At 70.2% G+C, this 12,124-nt stretch carries 13 protein-coding genes; 6 read left to right on the forward strand and 7 right to left on the reverse strand.

The window, feature by feature from the left end; genetic code table 11:
• The first annotated feature begins 299 nt into the window (after positions 1–299).
• The gene (locus Sp245p_RS36200) at positions 300–1,613 is read left to right on the forward strand and encodes a methyl-accepting chemotaxis protein (protein ID WP_014238891.1); all 1,314 of its coding nucleotides are present in this window, start codon (positions 300–302) and stop codon (positions 1,611–1,613) included.
• 61 nt (positions 1,614–1,674) lie between these two features.
• Here the strand turns inward: Sp245p_RS36200 and Sp245p_RS01280 are convergent, their stop codons facing one another.
• Positions 1,675–2,274, reverse strand: coding sequence for a LysE/ArgO family amino acid transporter (locus Sp245p_RS01280; RefSeq protein ID WP_014238890.1), 600 nt, complete (start codon positions 2,272–2,274; stop codon positions 1,675–1,677).
• A gap of 108 nt (positions 2,275–2,382) precedes the next feature.
• Between Sp245p_RS01280 and Sp245p_RS01285 the strand changes: the two genes are divergently transcribed.
• Complete coding sequence (locus tag Sp245p_RS01285; protein ID WP_014238889.1) at positions 2,383–3,267, forward strand: LysR family transcriptional regulator ArgP; 885 nt, start codon at positions 2,383–2,385, stop codon at positions 3,265–3,267.
• 3 nt (positions 3,268–3,270) lie between these two features.
• Here Sp245p_RS01285 and znuB read toward each other — a convergent pair whose 3' ends face one another.
• Both znuB and znuC read right to left on the reverse strand, forming a co-directional pair.
• Entirely contained in the window at positions 3,271–4,059 is a 789-nt protein-coding gene (gene znuB, locus Sp245p_RS01290; protein ID WP_014238888.1) for a zinc ABC transporter permease subunit ZnuB, read from the reverse strand.
• Positions 4,052–4,882, reverse strand: a complete 831-nt coding sequence (gene znuC / locus Sp245p_RS01295; RefSeq protein WP_014238887.1) for a zinc ABC transporter ATP-binding protein ZnuC — start codon at positions 4,880–4,882, stop codon at positions 4,052–4,054. Before znuC ends, znuB begins: the two co-directional genes overlap by 8 nt.
• Positions 4,883–4,971: 89 nt before the next feature.
• On the opposite strand from znuC, the gene znuA reads away from it, so the two are divergent.
• A complete protein-coding gene (znuA, locus tag Sp245p_RS01300) occupies positions 4,972–5,958 on the forward strand; it encodes a zinc ABC transporter substrate-binding protein ZnuA (protein WP_014238886.1) in 987 nt (328 codons plus the stop codon).
• A gap of 71 nt (positions 5,959–6,029) precedes the next feature.
• Positions 6,030–6,827, forward strand: coding sequence for a 4-hydroxy-tetrahydrodipicolinate reductase (gene dapB / locus Sp245p_RS01305; RefSeq protein ID WP_014238885.1), 798 nt, complete (start codon positions 6,030–6,032; stop codon positions 6,825–6,827).
• A 19-nt stretch (positions 6,828–6,846) separates the two neighbouring features.
• On the opposite strand, the gene Sp245p_RS01310 is transcribed toward dapB, so the two are convergent.
• Entirely contained in the window at positions 6,847–7,746 is a 900-nt protein-coding gene (locus Sp245p_RS01310) for a bifunctional transcriptional activator/DNA repair enzyme AdaA (RefSeq protein ID WP_014238884.1), read from the reverse strand.
• Positions 7,747–7,835: 89 nt separating this feature from the next.
• The gene (locus Sp245p_RS01315) at positions 7,836–8,348 is read right to left on the reverse strand and encodes a DUF2244 domain-containing protein (RefSeq protein WP_246119765.1); all 513 of its coding nucleotides are present in this window, start codon (positions 8,346–8,348) and stop codon (positions 7,836–7,838) included.
• Between the two features lie 76 nt (positions 8,349–8,424).
• Between Sp245p_RS01315 and nth the strand changes: the two genes are divergently transcribed.
• Complete coding sequence (gene nth, locus Sp245p_RS01320; protein ID WP_014238882.1) at positions 8,425–9,084, forward strand: endonuclease III; 660 nt, start codon at positions 8,425–8,427, stop codon at positions 9,082–9,084.
• Positions 9,085–9,182: 98 nt separating this feature from the next.
• On the opposite strand, the gene Sp245p_RS01325 is transcribed toward nth, so the two are convergent.
• Both Sp245p_RS01325 and Sp245p_RS01330 read right to left on the reverse strand, forming a co-directional pair.
• A complete protein-coding gene (locus Sp245p_RS01325; protein WP_014238881.1) occupies positions 9,183–10,004 on the reverse strand; it encodes a bactofilin family protein in 822 nt (273 codons plus the stop codon).
• A 192-nt stretch (positions 10,005–10,196) separates the two neighbouring features.
• Positions 10,197–10,889 (reverse strand): EI24 domain-containing protein, encoded by a 693-nt coding sequence (locus Sp245p_RS01330; protein WP_014238880.1) that lies wholly within the window; start codon positions 10,887–10,889, stop codon positions 10,197–10,199.
• 177 nt (positions 10,890–11,066) lie between these two features.
• Between Sp245p_RS01330 and Sp245p_RS01335 the strand changes: the two genes are divergently transcribed.
• Positions 11,067–12,065 carry an adenosine kinase gene (locus Sp245p_RS01335; protein WP_014238879.1) on the forward strand — a complete coding sequence of 333 codons (999 nt, stop codon included), beginning with the start codon at positions 11,067–11,069 and terminating at the stop codon, positions 12,063–12,065.
• Positions 12,066–12,124: the final 59 nt, after the last annotated feature.

Raw genomic sequence — 12,124 nt, forward strand, 5'->3', positions numbered from 1 at the left:
CTGGCGACTGTAGGTCGTCCTGTTGGGGATGGCAACGGGCCGGCGGCGTCCGGTCGCGGTTGCGCCGCTGGTCGAAGGGTCTCCGCACAACCAAAAGTAAAAAGGTCGAACATACAGAAAGCGAAACAAACAATGGGGCAGGCACGCTTTCTGTTTCAAAAAGATGGAAAACCTTTTTACCAAAATGAAATCTAAATTCACATATCATCCGTATACGAAAACAGACCGGCCGATCAATTCGGTCATGGGGATCGTCTGGAAGTTGTAGCGATTATCGTGTGAGGGGAGGGGGCAAGTCGATGAGTCTGATGGGATTTTTCCGGGGTGGGTCCAATAGTGGCAACGGGCGCGGCGCTGAACTGGCCGAGCTGACCGAAGCGCTCGACCTCTACGGCAACCACGCCGGCGTCGGCCTGTGGGACGCGGTGTTCCACAACGGCGACCCGGCGCATCCGCAGAGCCGCTGGACCTGGTCCGGGCAGTTCCGCCGCCTGCTCGGCTTCGAGGGCGAACAGGATTTCCCGAACCTGATGACCTCCTGGTCGGACCGCCTGCACCCGGACGACAGCGCCCGCACCTTCGCCTCCTTCGGCGCCTTCCTGGCCGACGCCAGCGGCCGCACGCCCTTCAACGTGCGCTACCGCGTCAAGATGCGCGACGGCTCTTACCGCTGGTTCCGCGCCATCGGCGGCTGCCGGCGCAACGCGGCCGGCGTGGCGCTGCGCGCCTGCGGCTCGCTGATCGACGTCCAGGAGGAGGAGGAGATGCGCCAGCGCGCCGGCTCCCTCGCCGCCGACTTCGACGTGAAGGTCAAGAGCGTGGTGCAGGCGGTGTCCGGCAGCTCGGCCGACATGCAGGGCGTGTCCCGCCAGCTCGGTGCCCTGTCGGAACGGTCGACCCGCCAGAGCGCGGAAGCCGCGGCCGCCACCGCCCAAGCGGCGTCCAACGTCCAGGCGGTCGCCGCCGCCGCGGAGCAGCTTTCCGCCTCCATCGGGGAAATCGGCCAGCAGGTCGAGCGGTCGGTCGCCATCGCCCGCGAGGCGGTATCGCGCACCGAGCAGATCGGCGGCACCGCCGACAGCCTCGCCCAGTCGGCGCAGCTCATCGGCGACGTGGTGAAGCTGATCCAGGGCATCGCCGGCCAGACCAACCTGCTGGCGCTCAACGCCACCATCGAGGCGGCGCGGGCGGGCGAGGCGGGCAAGGGCTTCGCCGTGGTGGCGAGCGAGGTGAAGAGCCTCGCCAACCAGACCGCCAAGGCGACCGAGGACATCTCCGCCCAGATCGCCGGCATCCAGGCGGCGACCAACCAGACGATCGGGGCCATCCAGGGCATCGGCGAGACGATCCGGTCGATCAACGAGATCTCCACCACCATCGCCTCGGCCGTGCAGGAGCAGGCGGCGGCGACCCAGGAGATTTCCAACAACGTCGCCCAGGCCGCCCGCGGCACCGACGAGATCGCCCGCAGCATCGAGGCGGTGAGCGTGGCGGCGAACGAGACGGCGCAGGCCTCCACCCTCGTCATCCGCTCCTCCTCCGACCTCTCAGGCCAGTCCGACAGCCTGAAGCATCAGGTCGAGACCTTCCTGCAGGCGCTGAAGGCGTCCTGACGGCAAGACCGGCGCGGGGAAGGGGGATCTCCGCGCTGGTCCCCTACCGGCGTCCCGTCGCTCAGGCCACCAGACCCACCGCGATCGTGCACATGACGACGCCGATGCCGGTGTCGAGCGCCCGCCACGCGCCGGGCCGGGCGAAGACGGGCCGCAGCAGGCGCGCACCAAAACCAAGCGCGAAGAAGAACAGGAGGGACGCGGTCATCGCCCCCAGCGCGAAGGCGTTCTTGCCCTCGGCGAACTGGGTGGACACCGACCCGACCAGCACCACCGTGTCGAGATAGACGTGCGGGTTCAGCCAGGTCAGCGCCAGACAGGTCGCCAGTGTCGCGCCGAGCCCCGCCGGAACCGCCGCCGCCGGGTCCAGCGCGCCGCCCGCCCGCCAGGCCGAGTGGAAACTGCGCAGCCCGTAAACCAGCAGGAAGGCCGCCCCGGCGTAGCGGGTCGCCGTCTCCAGCCAGGGCAGCCATTGGGCGGCCTGGGCGAAGCCGCCGACCCCGGCCAGGATCAGCAGGGCGTCCGACACCGCGCAGGTCGCGCAGACGGCCAGAACATGCTCCCCGCGCAGGCCCTGGCGCAGCACGAAGGCGTTCTGCGCGCCGATGGCGACGATCAGGCTGAGACCCAGCAGAAGGCCGGGAAGAAAGGCGGAGAGCATGGCGGCCCCATTCGTTGGCGATATCGGTGGCGGAGGCCGTTCCCCTACCATCGCCGTCCGGATTAGAATAACTAAAGTCCCTTATCCTGATTAAGGAACGCTAATCCCATGCTGGACTACGCCCTGCTTGCCGCGCTGGCCGCGGTCGTCCGCACCGGCAGTTTCGAGCGGGCGGCGGCGCAGCTCCACGTCACCCCCTCCGCCGTGTCGCAGCGGGTGAAGCTGCTGGAGGAGCGGATGGGGACGATCCTGGTGGTGCGCGGATCGCCCTGCACCGGCACCCCCGCCGGCCTGCGGCTGAGCCAGCACGCGGAGCGGGTGGCCTTGTTGGAGAGCGAGTTGCGCGACGGGCTTCCCGGCGTGCCGCAGGACGGGCCGGCGGTCACCGTGCGGATGGCGGTCAACGCCGACAGCCTCGCCACATGGTTCGTCGCCGCGATGGCCGGGACGCCGGACGTGCTGTTCGACCTCGTCCTCGACGACCAGGAGCACAGCGCCGACTGGCTGCGCCGGGGGGAGGTGCTGGCGGCGGTGACGTCCGGTGCCCAGCCGGTGCAGGGCTGCGACAGCACCCCGCTGGGTGCCTTGCGCTACGTGGCGACGGCCAGCCCGGACTTCCTGCGCCGGCATTTCCCGGACGGGGTGGCGGCGGCGGCGCTGGCCCGCGCGCCGCGCCTGACCTACAACAGCAAGGACCGGCTTCAGACGCAGTGGACCCGGCAGGCCTTCGGGGTGGAGATCGCCTCGCCGACCCACTGGATGCCCTCCACCCACGCCTTCGTGGACGCGGCGCTGGCCGGTCTCGGCTGGGGCATGAATCCGGAGCCGCTGGTCGCCGACGCTTTGCGCGGCGGGCGGCTGGTGGCGCTGGTGCCGGACCAGCCGCTCGACGTGCCGCTGTTCTGGCAGCGCAGCCGCATTGCCAGCCGCACCCTGGCCGACATCACGCGCTCGGTGTTGACGACGGCGCGCGCCCAGTTGACGCAAGTCTGACGCTCACCGGTTCGCCGCCGGCACCATCAGGCTCGCCAGGAAGAGGGCGGCGGCGGCGACCACGATGCTCGGCCCGCCCGGCAGGTCCCAGTTCAGCGAGGAGAGCAGACCGCCCAGCACCGCGGCGATGCCGAAGACCGAGGCCAAGGCGGCCATCGCCTCCGGCGTGCGGGAGAAGCGGCGGGCCGCCGCCGCCGGGATGATGAGGAGCGAGGTGATCAGCAGGATGCCGACGATCTTCATCGCCGCCGCGATGACCAGAGCGATCAGCAGCATGAAGGCCAGCCGCAGCGCCTCCACCGGCATGCCCTCCACCCGCGCCAGATCCTCGTCCACCGTCACCGCCAGCAGCCGCCGCCACAGCAGCAGCAGCCCGCCCAGCGCCGCCGCCCCGCCGGTGTAGATCCAGGCCAGATCGGCCGTGGTGACGCTCAGGATATCGCCGAACAGGTAGGCGACCAGATCGACGCGCAGCGTCTCCAGGAAGGCGATGGCGACGAGGCCCAGCGACAGCGACGAATGCGACAGGATGCCCAGCACGGTGTCCGTGGCCAGCGCGCGGCGCCGCTGCAGCCCGACCAGCGCCAGCGCCAGCGCGACGCAGACCCCGACCACGCCGATCAGCGGGTTGACGCCCAGCAGGAAGCCCAGCGCCACCCCCAGCAGGGCGGAATGGGCCAGCGTGTCGCCGAAATAGGCCATGCGCCGCCACACCACGAACGACCCCAGCGGGCCGGCGACCAGCGCGATACCGCAGCCGGCGGCGAGCGCGCGCAGAACGAAATCATCCATGGCAGCAGTCCCCGTCATGGCCGGGCACCACGGCGCCGTCGCTGGCGTGCGCGTGGTCGTGATGGTGGACATAGACGGCCAGCGCGTCGGCGTGGCCGCCGAACAGGGCGCGGTATTCCGGGTGGCGCCGCACGTCCTCCGGCGCGCCCTGGCAGCAGACATGGCCGTTGAGGCAGAGCACGCGGTCGGTGCGGGCCATCACCGTGTGCAGGTCGTGGCTGACCAGCAGCACGCCGCAGCCGCGGGTGCGGCGCAGCGTCTCGATGCGGCCGAACAGCTCGGCCTGCCCATGGACGTCCACCGCTTGGTCGGGCTCGTCGAGCACGAGAAGCTCGGGATCGCCGAGCAGGGCGCGGGCCAGCAGCACCCGCTGCATCTCGCCGCCGGAGACGGTCTGGACCGGGCTGGCGGCGAGGTGGGAGACGCCGGCCTCCTCCAGCGCCGCGGTGATGCGGGCGTCGGTCACCGGGCGCCACAGCGCCAGGAAGCGGCGGACGGTCAGCGGCAGGGTCGCGTCGACGGTCAGGCGCTGCGGCATGTAGCCGATGCGCAGGCCCCGGCGGCGCTCCACCACCCCGGACGAGGCGCGGACGAGGCCCAGCACGGCGCGCACCAGCGTCGTCTTGCCCGCACCGTTGGGGCCGATCAGCGTGACGATCTCGCCGGGCCGCACCTCCAGATCCACGCGGTCGAGGATCGTCCGCCCGCCCAGCCGCACCGTCAGGCCCTTGGTGTCGACCAGGGGAGGGGCCAGGGCCGGGGACGAGACTGACGAACGCGCCGCGTGGGGGGCCGCGTGATGGGCCCCATGATGGATTGACATGTTATGTTATAACGTGACATTGCTGGAAACGAAGACAGCTATGCGCCGGAAAGACCCGGCTGTCCAGTCAGACGATGAGGAACCCACCCATGCGTGCCGCGATGCGCCCCCTGCCGCTCCTTGCCCTTGCTGCAACCCTCGCCGCCGCCCTTTCCGCCAGCCCGGCGCTGGCCGAAACGCCGAAGGTCGTCGCCTCGATCAAGCCGGTCCATTCCCTGGTCGCCGCGGTGATGGAGGGGGTGGCGGAGCCGACGCTGATCGTGCGTGGCGCGGCGTCCCCCCACACCTACGCCATGAAGCCGTCGGACGCGAAGGCGCTGGCCGCCGCCGACCTCGTCTTCTGGATCGGGCCGGAGCTGGAGGGCTTCCTTGACAAGCCGGTGACGGCGACCGCGAAGAAGGCCACGTCCGTCACGCTTCTGGAGGCGCCGGGCGTCACCCTGCTCGATGCCCGCGAGGGCGGCGCCTGGGAGGCCCACGACCACGGGCATGAGCACAAGCACGATCACGACCATAAGCATGAGGACAAGCACGCGCACGAGGACGGGCACGACCATGACGAGGTGAACACCCACATCTGGCTCTCTCCGGCCAACGCCCGCGCCATGGTCGCGGCCATCGCCGAGGCTCTGGCGGCCAAGGATCCGGCCAACGCCGCCGCCTACACCGCTAACGCCGAGCGCACCGCCCGCTCCATCGACGCGCTCGACGCGGAGCTGAAGGCGGCGCTGGCCCCGGTGGCCGGCAAGCCCTTCGTCGTCTTCCACGACGCCTACCAGTATTTCGAGGCCCACTACGGCCTGAACGGCGTCGGCGCCATCACCGTCAACCCGGAACGTCGCCCCTCGGCCAAGCGGCTGTCGGAGATCCGCGCCAAGATCGGCGGCCTCGGCGCCGCCTGCGTCTTCGCCGAACCGCAGTTCGAGCCGGCGCTGGTCAACACCATCGTCGAGGGCACTCCGGCGAAGAAGGGCGTGCTCGACCCCGAAGGGGCGGACCTGAAGGACGGTCCCGGCCTCTACCCCGCGCTGATGCGCAACATCGCCGCCTCGCTGAAGGATTGCCTGGGGTCCTGACCCTTCTCGGCGCTTAAGCCCGGCTCCCGGCTGTGCTAGACCCGTGTCGGAATTCTCCCAGGGAGGCAGGCATGAAGATCGGGGTCGTCGGGTGCGCGGGGCGCATGGGGCAGATGCTGGTGCGCGAGATCGCCGCCACGCCGGGCTGCACGCTGGCCGGCGGCACGGAGCGGGTGGGCGGCCCCGCGCTCGGCAAGGACATCGGCGTCCTCGCCGGCCTCGAACCGCTGGGCGTCGTCGCCATCGAGGACACGGCGGCGCTGTTCGCCGAGGCGGACGCGGTCATCGACTTCACCAGCCCCGACGCCAGCGTCCGGCACGCGGCGCTGGCCGCCCAGTCGGAAACGGTGCTGGTCATCGGCACGACCGGCATCGGCCCGGCCCAGCAGGAGGCCATCGCCCAGGCCGCCACCCACACTCCCATCGTCCAGTCGCCGAACATGTCGCTGGGCGTCAACCTGTTGCTGGCGCTGGTCGAGCAGGTCGGCCGGGCGCTGGGCGACGACTACGACATCGACATCCTGGAAATGCACCACCGCAACAAGGTGGACGCGCCCTCGGGCACCGCGCTCGGCCTCGGCCGGGCGGCGGCGGCGGGGCGCGGGGTGGCGCTGGAGGATGTCTGGCAGAAGGTCCGCGACGGCCACACCGGTGTCCGCCCGCGCGGCGAGATCGGCTTCGCCACGTTGCGCGGCGGCGACGTCATCGGCGACCACACCGTGGTCTTCGCCGCCGAGGGCGAGCGGGTCGAGCTGACCCACAAGGCGTCGGGCCGCCAGATCTACGCCAAGGGCGCGGTTCGCGCGGCGCTGTGGGCCAACGACAAGCAGCCGGGCCTCTACAGCATGAAGGACGTGCTGGGCCTCTGACCGGTCAGGCCGCGTTTCTCTACGCCGCGGCCTCGTCCTCCGGCATGGCGTGCCCCTGCTCCCAGGCGAGCAGGGCGCGCTTGCGAGGGACGCCGTAGCGGTAGTTGTGGATGATCCCCGACTTCTGAATCACCCGGTGGCAGGGGATCAGAACGCAGACCGGGTTGCGCCCCACCGCGGCCCCCACCGCCCGCATGGCGGTCGGCCGACCGATGGCGCGGGCCACGTCCTCGTAGGACACGACGGCGCCGGAGGGGATGCGCAGCAGCGCCTCCCACACCTTGATCTGGAAATTGGTGCCCTTCATCAGCAGGCGCAGCGGTTCACCCCCTGCCTCGCCTCCTGCGGAACCGTCCCAGCGGAAGGCGCGGGCGGCGACCGGGCGGGTGGCGTCGGCGTCCTCGACCAGACGGGCGGCCGGCCAAGCGGCGGCCATCTCGGCCAGCGCGTCGCGCCCGTCCTCCTCCTCGGCGAAGCTCAGCCAGCAGACGCCGCGCTCGGTGGCGGCGACCAGCGACGGGCCGAAGGGGGTGGGGTGCAGGCCCCAGCGGATGGTCAGCCCGCCGCCGAGCGCCTTGTACTCGCCCGGCGTCATCGCCTCGCAGGCGACGAACAGATCGTGCAGCCGCGACGGGCCGGACAGGCCGACGTCCAACGCCACGTCCAGCACGCTCTGGTTCGCGGCGAGCAGCCGCTTGGCGTTGTCCAGCGTCAGGAACTGCAGAAAGCGCTTCGGGCTGATCCCCGCCCATTGGGTGAACAGCCGCTGGAAATGGAAGGGGCTCATGCCGGCGACCGCGGCCAGCTCGTCCAGCCCCGGTTGGTCCTGCCAGTGGTCCACGAGATGGCGGATGGCGGAGGCGATGGCGCGATGGCGCCGCGCATCAACTGGGTCTTCGGCGGGGTTCAGGCACGGCATGGCGGTTCTCTCCCAGGCTCCACGTCCGGCGCAGGATGCGCCGCCGGAGCGGGCCGACCAACCCGTTTCTTGCGCAACGCGCCTCGCGGTCAGGGCACCGGTTCGGGGTGGCAGGGGGCACGGCGCCACAGGGCCAGCGCGCCGCGCAGCGCCTTGGCGAAGTCTGCCCGCTCGTCCGGCGTCAGGAAGGCGCCGACGGCCACCGACTGCCCATGCGAGGAGAGAGTGACTTGACCGCCGTGCCGGGGCGGGCCGTCCAGGGTGACACGCAGCCAGTTGGGCTGAAGGCTCCAGCGCCGCTCCGGCTTGTTCCAGGCGACGCGCTGGACGGTCAGGTCGGTGTCGGTCAGGCGCACCCGCTCGTACAGCCGGGCGGCGCGGTTGTTGACGCGGAAGGCCAGCCAGAGGATCAACACGTCCAGCCCGCAGAAGGGCACCACCGGCCACGCCCCGTTGGCGGCGAAGATGCCGGCGATCAGCAGGTTGGCGAGGATCACCACGCCCATCAGAACACGGAATCCGTGCCGCCCCAGGCTGCGGTGCGGGTGCAGGATCGCGTCGAAGAAGACGCGGGAAGCCGGGGGCAGATTATGACGGGCCATGGTCATGCACACAAACTGGTGTGGCTTGGGCGCGGGTTCCAGCCGTCCTGTTTGCATGGACGGCCAGGGTCCCGCTATGCTGCGCGCCATGAAGCCCGCCGCCGTCCAGGAATTCTTCCGCCGCCTCAGCGCCGCCAACCCGGAGCCGAAGAGCGAGCTGGAATACATCAATCCCTACACCCTGCTCGTCGCCGTCGTGCTGTCGGCGCAGGCCACCGATGTCGGTGTCAACAAGGCCACCGGCCCGCTGTTCCAAATCGTCACCACGCCGCAGCAGATGGTCGATCTGGGGGAGGAGCGGCTGCGCGGCTACATCAAGACCATCGGCCTGTTCAACACCAAGGCCAAGAACGTCATCCGGCTGTCGGAAATCCTGGTCGCCCAGTACGGCGGCGAGGTGCCGCGCGACCGCGAGGCGCTGGAAACCCTGCCCGGGGTCGGGCGCAAGACCGCCAACGTGGTGCTGAACGTCGCGTTCGGCGAGGAGACCATCGCGGTGGACACCCACATCTTCCGCGTCGGCAACCGCACCGGCCTCGCCCCCGGCAAGACGCCCGACGCGGTGGAGGCGAAGCTGCTGAAGGTGGTCCCCAAGGCCTACCGCCGGCACGCCCACCACTGGCTGATCCTGCATGGCCGCTACGTCTGCAAGGCCCGCAAGCCCGACTGCCTCGTCTGCCCGGTCAGCGACCTGTGCGGCTTCAAGGACAAGATCCTGCCGGCCGCCGTGGTGTGATGTTTCCCGTGAAACGCTGGAAACCCCTGGAAAAAGAAAAAGCCCGGCGAGGGGTCGATCCCCGCCGGGCTTGTTCGTGAAAGCGCGTTTAACGGCGTTTAGCCATCGACCACGATGGGATCGAGCGCAGCCGGCGCCGGCGCCGCTTCCGCCGGGACGGCGGGGGCCGCGGCCGGCTTGGCCGCCGGGGTGTATTTGCCGATCTCGCCGTTCAGCAGGGCGCCGGCCTCGACCGCCAGTTCGCCGTACTTGATCGAGCCGTTGATCTTGCCGGTGGAGCGCACGGTCAGGCGGCCGCGCACGATGATGTCGCCCTCGAAGCGGCCGCCGATGTCGGCCTCGTCGATCTCCACGGCGCCCTTGAACAGGCCGGTCTCGGCGATCTCGATGGACCGGCCGTCGCGCAGCTTGGCCTCCACCGTGCCTTCCACGACCAGCACGTCGCAGGACCCGATCTCACCGTTCAGGGAGATGTCGCGGCCGACGATCAGGCGGCGCTGGTCGCTGGCCAGTGGAGCGGCGGGCGCCGGGGCCGGCGCGACCGGCGCGGGGGTGGGGGCGGCCGAAGCCGGGGCGCCGTACCCATCGGGACGGCGCGGCGCGGCACCCGGCAGATCGACGGTGCGGCGCGGAATGTCCGTCGGCTTGTAGCTCGAACCGGGGATCGGGGCGCCGGCCGGCGGCTTCGGGGTGCTCGTGTTCATCTCGGGTCCCTTGGAGGAAATCGGCTCGGGTTGCGGCGTGCGGGCGGCCGGGGCGAGGGCGGCCGGCGGATTCGCCGCGGACGGGTTGCTCAGGGAGGCGAGCGGCGACACCGCCGCGGGTTCGGCGGCGCCCGCCTGCGGTGCGGCCGGGGTGGCCGGGTCGGCGCTTTGGGTCTTCGGCGCACCGACGGGCGGATTCTTTCGTCCGAACAGCATGAACGTTGATCCCCAGGTCAGTCAGGTCGTGAAGGTTGGCAGGTCGTCGAGGTCGGGTCATCGGAGGCGTCGTCGCATGACCGGGCCCGACCGACAGCAGCCAAAAGACCACCCCGCCGGGGTAACACGGTCATCCGGCCGGCCGCAAGTGGGCTTTGGTGCACGGTCGGGGCCGCGCCGCACCGCGGTCCGTCACGGCCCTTCCCGGCGGGAAAGGCCGGTCACGGACCCCGTCATGGAATGGTAGACATGGACCATGAAGGCGCTCGCGATCACCGGCACCAGCAGGTTGACGAAAGGAATTGTCGAAAGAAAGGCAATTACCGCGCCAGCCAAAAATGGTTTCAACGGATTGGAACGCCGCAGAAACCCCGCCTCCTTCCGTCCCATCCGCCGGATCGCCACCATCTCGAAGTATTCGCGGCCGAGAAGATAGCCGTTGGCGGTGTAGAAAATCAGCAGGTTCAACCCCGGCACCATCAGATACAGGGGCAGTGCGAACAGATTGACCAGCAGGACGATGGCGAAAAAGCGCAGCGCGGTCAGCAATTCTTCCCCAAGGCCGGTCTGGCGGGGCGGCGGCAACTGTGGATAGTGGCGCCGTTCCACCGCCTGCACCACCTCGTCGAGGAAGAAGCTGGACACCATGCCGACCGTGGCGGGAAACAGCACCCAGGCCAGCAGCAGGACGGCCAGCCCGCCCAGCACGTCCAGCACCCCGTCCACCCAGGCGTAGCCGGTCAGCGCCGTGTGGAACAGCGCCCACCACACGGCCCCGGCCAACAGGGCGAAGGCCGCGATGGCGGACAGCACGCCGATCCACACGACGCGGCGGGACGCCGGGTCGGAAAGCTGTCCGATGGCGAGAAGCAGGGCGCGGATCATACGGATTCTTTCTATGGGGCCGTTGCGGTCGGGCGACGCTTATCTACGACGGCGGGCCGTTCCATTCCAGGGGGCCTTGCGCCGCGCTTGAGAAGTGAAGGCGGGCCGCTATACTCGCGCCCGGTTTTGTTCAGCGGTCCAGACACCGCACTTCCCCAGCCTTTCCAAGGAGCGCCCATGGCCACGGCCGAATTCGACGTCACCGGCATCGGCAACGCCATCGTCGACGTGATCGCCCATGCCGACGACGCCTTCCTCACGGCCAACGGCATCGAGAAGGGCGCGATGACGCTGATCGACGCCGCCCGCGCCGAGGAGCTGTATGGTCGCATGGGTCCGGGCATCGAGGTTTCGGGCGGTTCCGCCGGCAACACCATGGCCGGCATCGCCTCGCTGGGCGGCCGGGGGGCCTACATCGGCAAGGTCCACGGCGACCAGCTCGGCCAGGTCTTCCGCCACGACATCCGCGCCGCCGGCGTGCATTTCGAGACGGCGGCCGGACACGGCGGCGCCCCGACCGCGCGCTGCCTGATCCTGGTGACGCCGGACGCCCAGCGCTCCATGAACACCTTCCTCGGCGCCTGCGTGGAGCTGGGGCCGGAGGACATCGACGAGGCGCTGATCGCCAACTCGCAGGTCACCTACCTGGAAGGCTATCTGTGGGACCCGCCCCGCGCCAAGGAGGCCTTCCGCAAGGCGGCGTCCACCGCCCACGGCGCCGGGCGCAAGGTCTCGCTCTCGCTGTCCGACAGCTTCTGCGTCCACCGCCATCACGCGGAGTTCCTGGATCTCGTCGAGGGCCATGTCGACATCCTGTTCGCCAACGAGCATGAGATCACCGCCCTCTACAAGACCGACCGCTTCGAGGATGCGCTGGAGGCGGTGAAGCGTCTCGGCAAGACCGCCGCCCTGACGCGCAGCGAGAAGGGCGCCGTCATCGTCTCCGGTGGCGAGGTGGTTGAGGTTCCCGCATCCCCGGTCGCCCGCGTGGTCGACACCACGGGGGCCGGCGACCTCTACGCCGCCGGCTTCCTCTACGGCTTCACCCGTGGCATGGCCCCGGCGGTGTGCGGCCGCATCGGCGCGCTGGCCGCGGCGGAGATCATCAGCCATGTCGGCGCCCGTCCGGACGTCGTGCTGGCCGATCTGCTTAAAGACGCGGGCGTTCCGGCCTAATTGCCGTAACAGCGCCTGTACGGTATAAGCTGGCGGACCTTCCTGTCCGCCGGCTCCGC

The sequence above is a fragment of the Azospirillum baldaniorum genome, assembly GCF_003119195.2.
GTDB lineage: Bacteria > Pseudomonadota > Alphaproteobacteria > Azospirillales > Azospirillaceae > Azospirillum > Azospirillum baldaniorum.

Excerpts from the sequence above, each read along its gene's own strand:
- Sp245p_RS36200 (WP_014238891.1), top strand. The coding sequence starts at position 300 with ATGAGTCTGATGGGATTTTTCCGGGGTGGGTCCAATAGTGGCAACGGG.
- Sp245p_RS01280 (WP_014238890.1), bottom strand. The coding sequence starts at position 2,274 with ATGCTCTCCGCCTTTCTTCCCGGCCTTCTGCTGGGTCTCAGCCTGATC.
- Sp245p_RS01285 (WP_014238889.1), top strand. The coding sequence starts at position 2,383 with ATGCTGGACTACGCCCTGCTTGCCGCGCTGGCCGCGGTCGTCCGCACC.
- znuB (WP_014238888.1), bottom strand. The coding sequence starts at position 4,059 with ATGGATGATTTCGTTCTGCGCGCGCTCGCCGCCGGCTGCGGTATCGCG.
- znuC (WP_014238887.1), bottom strand. The coding sequence starts at position 4,882 with ATGTCAATCCATCATGGGGCCCATCACGCGGCCCCCCACGCGGCGCGT.
- znuA (WP_014238886.1), top strand. The coding sequence starts at position 4,972 with ATGCGTGCCGCGATGCGCCCCCTGCCGCTCCTTGCCCTTGCTGCAACC.
- dapB (WP_014238885.1), top strand. The coding sequence starts at position 6,030 with ATGAAGATCGGGGTCGTCGGGTGCGCGGGGCGCATGGGGCAGATGCTG.
- Sp245p_RS01310 (WP_014238884.1), bottom strand. The coding sequence starts at position 7,746 with ATGCCGTGCCTGAACCCCGCCGAAGACCCAGTTGATGCGCGGCGCCAT.
- Sp245p_RS01315 (WP_246119765.1), bottom strand. The coding sequence starts at position 8,348 with ATGGCCCGTCATAATCTGCCCCCGGCTTCCCGCGTCTTCTTCGACGCG.
- nth (WP_014238882.1), top strand. The coding sequence starts at position 8,425 with ATGCTGCGCGCCATGAAGCCCGCCGCCGTCCAGGAATTCTTCCGCCGC.
- Sp245p_RS01325 (WP_014238881.1), bottom strand. The coding sequence starts at position 10,004 with ATGCTGTTCGGACGAAAGAATCCGCCCGTCGGTGCGCCGAAGACCCAA.
- Sp245p_RS01330 (WP_014238880.1), bottom strand. The coding sequence starts at position 10,889 with ATGATCCGCGCCCTGCTTCTCGCCATCGGACAGCTTTCCGACCCGGCG.
- Sp245p_RS01335 (WP_014238879.1), top strand. The coding sequence starts at position 11,067 with ATGGCCACGGCCGAATTCGACGTCACCGGCATCGGCAACGCCATCGTC.